The sequence below is a fragment of the Flavobacterium sp. GNP008 genome, from assembly GCF_056428965.1.
The window spans coordinates 370846-383906 of the sequence record NZ_JBWJVL010000001.1; the positions used below are offsets into that span (position 1 = coordinate 370846).

General features: G+C 33.9%; 7 protein-coding genes. 6 read left to right on the top strand and 1 reads right to left on the bottom strand.

The window, feature by feature from the left end; all coding sequences use genetic code 11:
* The first annotated feature begins 36 nt into the window (after positions 1–36).
* The 6 genes from AC0608_RS01770 (at position 37) to rlmB (ending at position 12092) form a co-directional block, all read left to right on the top strand.
* Positions 37–1548, top strand: coding sequence for a BamA/TamA family outer membrane protein (locus AC0608_RS01770; protein ID WP_478287927.1), 1512 nt, complete (start codon positions 37–39; stop codon positions 1546–1548).
* An 84-nt stretch (positions 1549–1632) separates the two neighbouring features.
* Positions 1633–4890 (top strand): SusC/RagA family TonB-linked outer membrane protein, encoded by a 3258-nt coding sequence (locus AC0608_RS01775; protein ID WP_478287928.1) that lies wholly within the window; start codon positions 1633–1635, stop codon positions 4888–4890.
* 3 nt (positions 4891–4893) lie between these two features.
* Positions 4894–6345: a SusD/RagB family nutrient-binding outer membrane lipoprotein gene (locus tag AC0608_RS01780; RefSeq protein WP_478287929.1), complete on the top strand. Its 1452-nt coding sequence runs from the start codon at positions 4894–4896 to the stop codon at positions 6343–6345.
* A gap of 277 nt (positions 6346–6622) precedes the next feature.
* The gene (locus AC0608_RS01785) at positions 6623–9838 is read left to right on the top strand and encodes a SusC/RagA family TonB-linked outer membrane protein (RefSeq protein ID WP_417961108.1); all 3216 of its coding nucleotides are present in this window, start codon (positions 6623–6625) and stop codon (positions 9836–9838) included.
* A 4-nt stretch (positions 9839–9842) separates the two neighbouring features.
* A complete protein-coding gene (locus AC0608_RS01790; RefSeq protein WP_478287930.1) occupies positions 9843–11291 on the top strand; it encodes a SusD/RagB family nutrient-binding outer membrane lipoprotein in 1449 nt (482 codons plus the stop codon).
* 66 nt (positions 11292–11357) lie between these two features.
* Positions 11358–12092 carry a 23S rRNA (guanosine(2251)-2'-O)-methyltransferase RlmB gene (gene rlmB, locus AC0608_RS01795; RefSeq protein ID WP_417961112.1) on the top strand — a complete coding sequence of 245 codons (735 nt, stop codon included), beginning with the start codon at positions 11358–11360 and terminating at the stop codon, positions 12090–12092.
* A 105-nt stretch (positions 12093–12197) separates the two neighbouring features.
* On the opposite strand, the gene AC0608_RS01800 is transcribed toward rlmB, so the two are convergent.
* Positions 12198–12896 carry a rhomboid family intramembrane serine protease gene (locus AC0608_RS01800; RefSeq protein ID WP_417961114.1) on the bottom strand — a complete coding sequence of 233 codons (699 nt, stop codon included), beginning with the start codon at positions 12894–12896 and terminating at the stop codon, positions 12198–12200.
* Between the last annotated feature and the right edge of the window lie 165 nt (positions 12897–13061).

Sequence of the window (13061 nt, forward strand, 5' to 3'; positions counted from 1 at the left end):
GAAGAGATTAACAAAATAACAAACAAACTATCCCAAATGGGATACATTGACAATACTACATTTGACTTCATTAAAAAAAATGATTCTACCTATGTGACCTCTTTTACACTTGGAAGAAAAATAAAATCAATACATATATATATAGGTAGGAATAATTTATTTGACGACTTGTTAGACTTAGACAATAAAAAAGACACTTTAGCACTGCCTTATTCAGAAATTGATTCTTTTTTAAAACAAACCATACAAAGATTAGAGCAAAACGGATTTGCATTATCACGATTGAAGCTAACAAACATTAAAAGAATGAACACCGTAATTTACGCTGATTTACAATTAGAATCAGACAAAAAAAGAATATTAAATTCTATTATAATAAATTACGCAAAAAAACCCAAGTCAAATAAATTCCCTCTTGGCCATTTAGCACAAATTAACAGAAAATACAAAAACACTATTTTTAATCAAAAAATTGTAGATCAAATTCATAATGATTTTGAAAAATTCGGATTTGTCACTCAAATAAAATATCCTGAAATTTTATTCACTAGAGACACCACGAAGGTATACGTATACTTGGAAAAGAGAAACGCAAATACCTTTGACGGTTTTATAGGGTTTTATACTAATGAAAAAGAGAAAATAGCACTAACAGGATATTTAAACCTAAAGTTAGAAAATATTTTAGGCACTGGCGAACAGTTTTTGATACAATGGAAAAGCGATGGGAATGACCAGAAAATATTTAAAACAAGTCTTGAACTTCCATATTTATTAAAAAGTCCAATAGGTCTAAAAGCCCAACTGCATCTTTTCAGACAAGACACTACTTTTCAAAACACAAAAACTGCTATTGATTTGAGCTATTTTTCAAATTATAATACTCGATTCTATTTGGGATACCAAGCAACAACATCTAGTGACATTCAAAATCAAAACAGTACTTCTCTGAGCGATTTCAACAATTCCTTCTTAACATCCAGTTTTGAGCACTCAAAATCAGATCCAATTAATTATACTTTTCCAATAAAAACAAAAATTTTCGCTTCTTTAGGAATAGGCAAAAGAATTATTAACAAGATAAGTTCAGACTCAAAAAACAATCAGCTAGCAGTTACCATAGATGCAATGCATAATTTTTATTTAAATAAAAAAAATTCGATTAACATAAATAGTCAAAATTATTATTTAAAAAGTAAAACTTATGTTACCAATGAATTATTTCGTTTTGGAGGCTTCAATAGCATAAGAGGTTTTACTGAAAATAGCCTTCAAGCCTATTTTACAACTTCAATACTCACAGAATACCGCTACTCTCTCTCTCCTGATCTGTACATGCACTCGATTCTAGATTATTGTTTATTTAAACACAAAAGTGGAGTAGAAAAAGCTGACACGACGGTTAACTTAATAGGTGTAGGATTAGGAATAGGATTGCAGACTAAAAATGGGCTGTTAAAACTAGCGGTAGCAAACGGCAACACAAAAAAACAACAATTTGAGATTTACAATACTATTATCCACATAAGCTACAATGTTAAATTTTAAATCGACTATAAAATAGCGTTTTATATATTAGGAAAGTTAACAAATTATTAAGAAGTTTGCGAAACTAATTCAAAATATTAAAAAATGAAACTAAAGTTTAATGGATTCTTAGTACTATTAGTAGTACTTGTGGCGCAGATTACCTTTGCGCAAGAAAGAGCTGTTACAGGAGTTGTTTCTGACAATGCAGGACTGCCTTTACCAGGTGTGAGTGTGTTAGTTAAAGGAACTCAAACTGGAACTCAAACTGATTTTGACGGAAAATATTCTATCCGAGCAACTCCAAGCCAAGTCTTGGTATTTAGCTATATTGGTATGAAAACCAAAGAAATAGCAGCTACTTCATCAACTGTAAGTGTTAAATTAGCAGGTGATGCTTTAGAACTTGAAGGTGTTGTTGTAACGGCTTTAGGGATTAAAAGAGAAAAAAAATCTCTAGGGTATGCTACTCAAGAGGTAAAAGCCGAGGACTTAAATTCAGGAGCAGGAAGTGGAAACTTTATTAATGAACTTTCTGGAAAAGTAGCAGGTGTTAACATCAAAAGAAACAATAATTTTGGTGGTTCATCTAGTATTGTATCTAGAGGGGTTAAAAGTTTAACAGGTAGCAATGAAATGCTTATTGTAATTGACGGAATGCCTATCAACAACTCTTTAGTAACTGGTGGTACAGGAAACCAAGCAGGTGGAGCAGGTGGGACATATGATTATGGTAATACCGCAATGGACATCAATCCTGAAGATATTGAAAGTGTAAATATTCTAAAAGGTGCGGCAGCATCTGCATTGTATGGTTACTTAGGTGGTAATGGTGTAGTAATGATCACTACTAAAAAAGGTAGAGCAAAAAAAGGAATGGGTATAACCGTATCTTCTGAGTTTGTCGGAAGTACTATTGACAAATCTACATTTGTTAAATACCAAGATAAATATGGAGCAGGTTATGGTCCTTTTTATGAAGATGCTTCAGGTTTTTTCTTATCTAGAGATGTAAATGGAGATGGTGTAGAAGACTTAGTTGTACCTACTTCAGAAGATGCATCTTATGGTGCTGCATTTGACCCTAATTTAATGGTTTATAACTGGAATGCATTTACTCCTTGGTCTGACAATTATCAAAAGGCTACTCCATGGACAGCTGCTAAGAATGACCCAACGACATTCTTTGAAACAGGCACTTCTTTTAACAACTCCGTTTCTATTGAAGATGGTAATGATAAAACAAATTTTGTATTAAATTACACTAATTCAAAACAAACAGGTATCCTTCCAAACAGTTCAATGAAAAAAAATAGCGTAAGTGCTAAAATTAATCATCAATTTACTGATAAATTAACTGCTAGTGTTTTTGCAAATTACAATGCTCAAAACACAGTAGGTAGAAATTCAACTGGATATAATGAAAATATTATGTCAAATTTTCGTCAGTGGTGGCAAACTAACGTTGACGTTCAAGAATTAAAACAAGTATACGAAAGATCTGGAGGACAAAATATCAACTGGAACTATACTGACCCTTCTGACTTAAGACAGATATACTGGGATAATCCTTATTTTATAAGAAACAAAAACTTTCAATCTGATGAAAGAAACCGTTTTATCGGGTACTCGAAATTGGATTATAAAGTTGCTGATTGGTTAACTGCAACAGCAAAGATATCAACTGATTCATATAGTGAATTACGTGAAGAAAGAAGAGCATTTGGATCTATTGCTGGTCTTTTTGGCATAAATAGATTGGATGAAACTTCTGGATATCAAAAATACCAAAGATCTTTTTCTGAACAAAATTATGATTTCATTTTAACCTTTAAAAAAGATATTTCTGAAAGCATTAGTTTTAGTGGTTTAGCTGGAGGTACAGCAGTAAGAACTAGGGTTATATCAACTTTAAACTCTACTCAAGGTGGCTTAATTGTACCAGACTTATTCAGCTTATCAAATTCAGTTCAAACTGTTCCTTTTCCTTTAGAATCAGAAGTTAATCAAGGAATTAATAGTTATTATGGATCGGCTTCTTTAGGATACAAAGATTACTTTTTCGTAGATGCAACGGCCAGAAGAGACGCATTTTCGAGCTTACCTGCTGGAAAAAATGCAATTTGGAGTTATTCTGCTTCTGGGAGTTATGTATTTACCAACCATATTAACCAACCATGGTTAAGTTTTGGTAAAATTAGAGCTGGATATTCTGAAAGCCCATTAGGTACTCCAAATTTATCTTTAGTAGATACCTATGTTAAGAATGACCCTTTTGGATCTAATCAACAATATTCTGTTTCTGGAACCAAAAACAATCCAAACTTACAAGCAGTAAAAACTAATACTCAAGAAATTGGTTTAGAAATGCAATTTTTAAACAGAAGAGTTGGATTTGAAGTAAGTGCGTACAAAAACGTAAATAACGGAGAAGCTTTTCAAGTACCTTTTTCTACTGCAACGGGTAATAGCGCAAGATATATTAATGCAGCTACTGTAGAGAACAAAGGTTTAGAGGTTCAATTTAATGCTACTCCAATTAAGACAAAAGATTTCGCTTGGGATGTTTTTGTAAACTGGTCTAAAAATAAAAATGAGGTTACTAAGTTAGCTGAAGGGATTGAAAATTTAAGATTGAACATTTTCCAAGGTGGGGTAACTCTAAATGCTTCTATTGGACAACCATATGGTGTACTTAAAGGAACTGACTTCACTTATTTAAACGGAGAAAGAATTGTAGGTGCAAATGGTAGATATGTCTTAAATGCATCTGCAAACAATGTTATTGGAGATGTAAATCCTGATTGGTTAGGTGGAATTCGTAATAAGTTTACTTACAAAAACTTATCATTTGGATTCTTAATCGACATGAAAAAAGGAGGCGATATTTTCTCGCTTGACCAATCTTATGGTTTAGCTACAGGTTTATATGATGTTACCGCAGGTAATAACGAACTGGGCAACCCGATTAGAAATACGATTGCCAATGGTGGTGGGGTTATCTTACCAGGTGTGAAAGCAGATGGTTCTATAAATACTACACGCACTCCTTCTCCGGACCAGTACGGTAACGTATCAGGATATAGAAGAGCTCCAAACAAAGCTTTCGTATATGATGCTTCGTTCATCAAGTTAAGAGAAGTAAATATTACTTATTCATTACCAACTACTCTAGTTACAAGAATGAATCTTCAAGAAATGAAGTTTAGTATTGTAGGTTCAAATTTGTGGATAATAGACAAAAACCTTCCATACGCTGACCCTGAAAGTGGATTAAGTGCAAATGCTTCATCTTCTGGATACTCCGTAGGTTCATTACCAACAACAAGAAACGTTGGTGTTAACGTAACATTTAAATTTTAAATCATGAAAAAAATAGTTTTATTATTCACGTTTTTAGCACTAACCGTATCATGTACTGATGATATAACTGGTCTAAATACAGACACGAAAAATCCAACAACTGCTAAACCCGAGTATTTATTTACAAATGCACAAAAGGCTTTAGTAGACCAAATGGTAAACGCTTCTGTAAACAGAAATGTTTTCAGAATGTTAGTTCAACAATGGACAGAGACTACTTATCCAGACGAAAGTCAGTATAATTTGACTACCAGACCTATTCCTGACACTCACTTTACAGCATTATATAGAGATGTACTAAGAGATTTTAAAGAGTCGACTGTACTACTTAATAAGGTTGTTACTGCTGGACCAAGTGAAGGTGCTGTTTTAGCTAATAAAAAAGCTGTCATTGAAATTATGAATGCTTACACTTTTAGTGTGCTAGTAGATAGTTTTGGAAATGTTCCGTACACAGAAGCTCTAGACATAGAAGGGCATCCATTACCTAAGTACGATGATGCACAAACTATATACAAAGATCTTATTGTTAGATTAACTGCTGCTCAGGCTTTATTAAACACCTCAGAAGGTAGCTTTGGTTCTGCAGATCTAATATATGGAGGTAATACTTCAAAATGGAAAAAATTTGCAAATACGCTAAGATTAAGACTTGCTGTAAACATGTCTGATGTAGATGCTACTTATGCATCTACACAAGCTACAGCTGCTATTAATGCTGGAGTTATGATAAGTAATAGTGATGATGCTAATTTGGTTTATTTAGGAGCGCAACCTAATGCAAATCCATTATTTGTTGATTTAGTTGCAAGTGGAAGAAAAGATTTTGTTATTGCCGATACTTTTGTTAATAAATTAGAAGCATTATCTGATCCTAGAAGAGCTAAATATTTCACATTTGCTCCAGGTACAACTATATATAAAGGAGGAATATACGGATCATCTAATAGCTATACTAACTTTTCTACAGTGAACAATACGCTTTTAGCACCAACATTCCCAGGAACTATACTTGCATACAGTGAACAAGAATTTTTGTTAGCAGAAGCAGCTGCAAGAGGTATTGCTGCCGCTGGAGTAGCCGCAGCGCATTACAACAACGCTGTTTCAGCTTCTATGAATAGCTGGGGTGTCACCTCTACTGATGCTACAGCTTATTTAATAGCTAATCCGTATAATGGTACATCAACTGCAGCTTGGAAAAAAAGTATTGGAGAGCAAGCGTGGATTGCTTTATACAACAGAGGCTTTGAAGCATGGAATTCATGGAGAAGATTAGATTTTCCAGTATTAGTAGTTCCAGCAACAACTTACAACGATATAAAATCTGTTCCTACAAGATTAACTTATCCTGCTGGTGAAGCTACAGTTAATGCAACCAATTTAAATGCTGCTGCTGCAACGGTTACAGGTGGAGATAAATTAACATCAAAAATCTTCTGGGATAAATTCTAATTATCATTAAATCACTTCTCAGTACTTAAAAAATTGAGATAGATTCTTAAAAATACAGACAGTAGTAAACAAAAGTTTACTACTGTTTTTTTTTATCCATTTTTAATTGAGATAGTATTAAAAATATTTAATTTGAATAGAAGTTTAAATTAGAAATACAGTTTTATTTAAAAAAATTTATGTTAAAAGTTTAAACATTAAGTAATAATTACTGAAACATTAGGAATATTAACAATTAATTATGATTTTTGATGCAACTAATCAAAAATTATACAAAATGAAACTAAAGTTCAATGGATTCCTAGTACTTCTTTTAGTACTGATTGTGCAATTAACTTTTGCGCAAGAAAGATCTGTTTCAGGTGTTGTTTCTGACAATGCAGGAATGCCTTTACCAGGTGTGAGTGTATTAGTAAAAGGGACTAAATCTGGGACACAAACTGATTTTGACGGAAAATATTCTATCAAAGCAACCTCTTCCCAAGTTTTAATCTTCAGCTACATTGGGATGAAAACCCAAGAAATGACAGCTAGTTCAGCTACGATGAATGTAAAGATGGCAGATGATTCAGTAGAACTAGAAGGTGTTGTTATCAATGCTTTAGGAGTGGAAGTAAAGAAAAATCAATCTGCATCTGCCTACTCAAAAGTAAAAGGTACTGCCTTAACAAATTCTGGTGAAACCTCACTTTTAAAAGGATTATCGGCTAAAGCATCTAGTGTCAGTATTGTTTCTAATTCTGGTGATCCAGGATCTGGAGCTTATATCCAAATTAGAGGACAAAATTCCATAACTGGTTCAACACAACCTTTATTCGTTATCGATGGTATACCGATTTCAAGTGACGAAATAGGAAGTACGGTAGATGGTGTAGGACAACAAAGTAGGATGAACGATATCAACCCAAATGATGTAGAATCAGTGGAAGTACTAAAAGGTGCTTCTGCAGCAGCACTCTGGGGATATAGAGCAGCCAATGGCGTAGTGCTTATTAAAACTAAAAAAGGAAAAAAAGGGAAAATATCTGTAAATGTAAATTCAACTGTTTCTTTTGATAAAGTTAACATCCGAATGAGCCTTCAAGATCGTTTTGGACAAGGTACAAATGGTGCTTGGACGAGAAACAATGCCAACTCTTTTGGGGACAAAATTTCTGCAAGAGCAGGTGGACTTGATGTATTTAATACTACAGCACGCTCTTTTCTTTCTAATAATGGAAATACTATTTATCCAATAGCTTCAGGTGGTAAAAGAAGTACTGCCAACTTTAATGACTCCAACATGGATTCAGTTATTGGAGATGGATTTTCTATAGACAATCACATAGGAATTAGTGGTGGTGGAGAGAACACTAACTTTTACCTAGGAGTAGGAAGTACCAAACAAGATGGTATCGTTAGAAATTCTGATTATGAAAGAACAAGTATAGATTTTACAAGTGAGTCTAAAATTGGAGACAAAACTACGTTTAAAAGTAAATTTGGTTATTCGTCTTCCAATTCGAATAGAATTCAAACAGGTTCTAATTTAAGTGGGCTATATTTAGGACTATACAGAACCCCTGCTGATTTTGACAATAGGGATTTTATAGGGACTAATTTTAGTGCTACTGGAGTTCCATCATTTAACAGCCAAAGAGCCTATCGACAAGATACGGGAACTTTTGACACGGATTTAAATCCTAGTTATAACAATCCACTTTGGACAACGGATATACAAAAAAATCCAAATACTGTTGATCGCTACATAGCAGGATTCGAATTAAAGCATGAGGTTAAAGACTGGTTATCTTTACTAGCAAGGGTTGGTTTAGATGGGTATAGCGACAAAAGAATTACCATGTTTCCAATGAACTCCTCTGAAAATGCAGGAAATGGTAGCGCTAGCGAAAGTGTTACTGATTTCCAACAATACAATGTGGACTTTATGGCGTTAGGAGACTTAAAAGTGAATGACAATGTAGGCCTTAACTACTTAGCTGGAATTAATTTTGCTGAAACGAAATATGATCAAAGAGGCGGAACATACAAAAACTTTTTAATTGACACCAATACGTTTTCATACGACAACGCACTGATTAATGACAAAACAACATTTTTAGATAGAACATACTCAAAACTTAGTGGTGCTTATTTTTCTGCAGCCTTTGATTATAAGGATTATCTATTCTTAACTTTAGGTGGACGTTTTGAAACCTCTTCTAGTTACGACCCAAATTTGAAAGTTTATTTTTATCCTACAGCAGAATTTGGATATAAATTCACAAAAAATTTAGAAAACAAAGTACTTACCGATGGAAAACTTCGTTTAACATTTGGACAAATAGCCTCTATTCCTAGACCATATGCAGGAATAACTTATTTCAACTCTGCTGTTGGAGCTGAAGGGTATGGACCCGCTTATGACTCTGGAGTATACAATGGTTCTTTTCAAAGATCGGCCACAGGAGGAAATCCGAACTTAAAACCTGAAATAAAAACAGAATTTGAAATTGGTACCGATTTAGAATTCTTTAATAGAATTAAATTAAACGCAACCTACTATACAAATGAAACTAAAGATTTACTCGTAGACGTTCCTTTGAATGGTAGTTCAACTTTTAGCACGCTGTATGGTAATTTTGCAACAATCCAAAACAAAGGAATTGAAATTGATTTTGATGCTAATATCCTGTCTTCTAATTCAGCTGTAAAATGGAATATTTTTGGTAACTGGAGTATGAATAGGAATGAAGTAACACAACTAGAAGGTACTGAATCATTGTTTTTAAATGGTTTTACAGGATCCTCTTCTCGTGCCGTATTAGGACAACCCCTTGGTGTGCTTTGGGGCGGGAAATTTGACAGAGACACAAATGGAACTATGATATTAGACGCCAATGGTTTCCCAACAGTTGCTTTATCTGAAGGTGTAATAGGAGATCCTAACCCAAATTGGAGAGGAGCAATTGGAACTTCAGTATCATACAAAAACTTTAAATTGAGCACCTTATTTGATGCTTCAATTGGAGGAGAATTATGGGACGGAACTAATGGTGCCTTAAACAACTTTGGTAGAACTTGGGAAACCGCAAACGAGTCTACTTTAACAACTCCATTGGTAAACTACAATGGGGCTACTATACCTATAGGTACAGTAAGGGGAAATATCCGTGATTTTGGAGCAGGACCCGTTTTCCTTGATCAAACCTGGTATCAGAGTGTTGGAGGTGGTTTTGGTCCCGTTTCTGAACAATTTATCAAATCGGCATCTTGGGTAAAATGGAGGGAATTAACTTTATCTTATTTATTGAAATTTAAAGACACTAAAATAGGAGTTGAAAGTATTACTTTCTCTGGAACAGGTAGAAATTTATGGTTATGGACAGAAGCAAAAGACCTAGGCCAAGATCCGGAAACTAATCTTACAGGAGGTTCAAACGGAAGAGGATTACAATATTTCAATAGTCCAAACTCTAAGTCATTGTTATTTAGCGTAAACTTAAAATTCTAAAAAAATGAAAAATATATTTTTAAAAACAGCAAGTCTATGCGTACTAATTACAACTATATTTAGTTGTACTGATTACGTAGACAACATTAATGTAGATCCAGATAACTTGTCTGATAGTGACGCTACAAACTTATTTCAAGGAGTACTTTTAGCCAATCAATTTTTTCAAACCAGTTCAAGTACCAGAGAAGTAATGATTTGGTTAAACCAAGCTAAAGGAGAAAACAGACAATATATTGCTCTAAATAACTGGAACAATACCACTGCATCTGCATTTGATGACACTTGGAATAATGCATATGTAAATTGCATCACTCAAGCAAAAATAACTGTAGCTAAAGCGGACAAAGAATTGAATCCCAAACTAAAAGGGGCCGCCCAGGTAATAGAAGCACATTGTATAGGAACCGTAACTGCCTTATGGGGTGACGTCCCGTATTCTGAACTGGACATTACAGGAAATAATTTAACCCCAAAATACGATTCGCAAGCTGCTATTTATAGTAATATCCAAACTTTATTAGATAACGCTATAACTAATCTTAGTTCAACTAAAGGAAAGGGAATTCCTGCTGCAAAAGATATCTATTACGCTGGAAATGCATCAAAATGGTTGCGATTAGCCTATTCACTAAAGGCCAGATACTATATTCACGTAAAAGATTATGCAAAAGCTAAAGCAAATGCACTTTTAGGTATCAATACTGCTAGTGATGATTTCAAAGCCATATTTGGAAATTCATATGCTCAAAATTTTAACCCATTCTATTCCTTCCTAGTTTACGACAGAGATGATTATATGTCTGGAGACAGTTATGCTGCTAGAATATTAGATCCTTCTTCGTCTTTATATAGAGGTAATGCAAAAACTGATGAATCAGCAAGATATGCATTTACATACAATCAAGAATACTTCGATCCATATGGCTTAAATATCTATGGTTCAGATTATGGAGGAACTAACGGAAAATTCGGAAGTGACTCTCCATTACCTATGGTAACCTATGGAGAAATGCTACTAATAATTGCTGAAGTTGACGCAAGAACATCCTTTGTGACTGGATTAGTTTCCTATAATAATTATAGAACTTTACTAAACACCGGTTATTCAATTGGGGTAGCTAATGATGGCTATGACGGCGAAGGATTTAGCTACGCACCTTACACAGCACTTGATTTTGCTCCTACAGGCATAGAGAATACTTCCGGAACTCTTACTGCTCAAAATGCATTATTAAGAGAAATATTCCAAGAAAGATACATTTATTTTATGGCTAATTATGAAAGTTATAATGATTTTGGAAGATCCAATAATTTGGCTCAAATTCAATTAAAAACGGGTAATACGGGAACACCAGAACGTTTCTTATACCCTCAAGTAGAAGTCAATGCGAATCCAAATACTCCGAAACCTTTACCTTCTATTATCACGAAAACGCCTGTACATAATTAATTTCAGAATTCTGTTATTAAAAACCATCCCATTTTTTGGGGTGGTTTTTTTTTATATATTTGCAGCATGGAAAAAGAACATCAAATATTCGGGATTAGAGCAATTATTGAAGCTATTCAAGCAGGCGCAACAGTGGATAAAGTCTATATTCAAAAGGAAGCGAGCAGCGAGCTAATGAAAGACTTGATGAAAGTAATGAAGCGTGGCAATATTAACTTTTCGTATGTTCCTGTTGAAAAACTAAATAGATTAACCCCAAATAATCACCAAGGTGCGGTGGCGACTATCTCGCCAATTTCCTTTTTTGATTTAGAATCTTTGATTGAATCCGTAATAGAGAATGGAAAGAAACCATTGTTTTTAATTTTGGATCAAATATCGGATGCCCGTAATTTTGGTGCAATAATTCGAACAGCCGAATGTACTGGAGTAAATGGAATCATTGTTCAAAAAGCAGGATCAGCTCCTGTCAATGGCGATACTGTAAAAACATCCGCAGGCGCCGTATTCAACATTCCTATTTGCAAAGTAGAACACATCAAAGATGCTATTTTTCTTTTACAAGCTAGTGGTATAAAAACTGTAGCTGCAACGGAAAAAACAGATCAAACTATATATGACATTTCATTAAATGAACCTGTAGCGATAATTATGGGATCTGAAGATCGCGGTGTAAATCCTTCCGTTCTTAAAATTGTGGATGAAAAAGCAAAACTTCCTATGTTTGGAACCATTGGCTCCTTAAATGTATCAGTGGCTTGTGGCGCTTTTTTATACGAAGCGGTCAGACAGCGAGCTTAGAATTTTATTACATTAACTTCTTATAAAATGAATTATGACTTCGGTTATGGTTCATTTTTTTTTGCATCAACTTGGTAATTTATCTAAAATTGAAATATATTATGTTTACAATCCCTGCTGTTCGTCAACATCTTCAACTTTTGGTAAATTAACAAAGTTTCCATTGGCATCAAATCGCTGCATGAATTTATCTTCGCATGGATTGTATTCTGCTTTTTCCCAATCGTATTTGATTATCTTTTTGTACTCTGGTGTTTTATAAATTAAAGAAAGACAAAAACCCGTAATCAATCCAGCTAAGTGACCTTCCCAAGAAACTTTATCATCTACTTCCGGAAAAGCATACCAAATTAAACCACCATAAATTACAATCACTGATAGCGATAAAGCAACCAAGCGATAATATTTTGTTTGAATGCCTTTAAAAAAAATAAAACTCACCAAAACATAAACCAAACCGCTAGCACCAATATGGAAATTTTCCCTACCAACAACCCAAGTTATCATTCCTGAAAATAAAATTCCAAAAACAATGATCCTAACAGACAGATTTGCATAAAAAAATTGTACTGCAGCCAATAAAATTAATAACGGAATTGAATTATTATACAGATGCTCCATATCAGCATGAATAAATGGGCTTAGAAAAACACCTTGTAAACCTGAAAAAGTTCTTGGATAAATACCATTTTGCACAAAGTCAAAATCGAATCGGATTTCCAGCCAAAAAACAAACCACAGCAACACCACAAAAAACAGCGGAAGTCCGATAACTGAATTAGTAAATTTGAAATGATTATCCATTATAAGTGTTAGATTTCGTGTTCTAGCTTAATTAAAATTAGAAACTTCTCCAAAAGTAATCTAAAGCTATTTTTGTCATACTAAAATTAAAAAAATATTTTTAAATTAGTATGCCTAGCCCAGATGGAAACGGCATCCTTTTTATCTCGTTTTTTTTTAACGAGA

Coding starts and splice junctions, on each gene's coding strand:
- AC0608_RS01770 (WP_478287927.1), top strand. CDS start 37: ATGGGATACATTGACAATACTACATTTGACTTCATTAAAAAAAATGAT.
- AC0608_RS01775 (WP_478287928.1), top strand. CDS start 1,633: ATGAAACTAAAGTTTAATGGATTCTTAGTACTATTAGTAGTACTTGTG.
- AC0608_RS01780 (WP_478287929.1), top strand. CDS start 4,894: ATGAAAAAAATAGTTTTATTATTCACGTTTTTAGCACTAACCGTATCA.
- AC0608_RS01785 (WP_417961108.1), top strand. CDS start 6,623: ATGAAACTAAAGTTCAATGGATTCCTAGTACTTCTTTTAGTACTGATT.
- AC0608_RS01790 (WP_478287930.1), top strand. CDS start 9,843: ATGAAAAATATATTTTTAAAAACAGCAAGTCTATGCGTACTAATTACA.
- rlmB (WP_417961112.1), top strand. CDS start 11,358: ATGGAAAAAGAACATCAAATATTCGGGATTAGAGCAATTATTGAAGCT.
- AC0608_RS01800 (WP_417961114.1), bottom strand. CDS start 12,896: ATGGATAATCATTTCAAATTTACTAATTCAGTTATCGGACTTCCGCTG.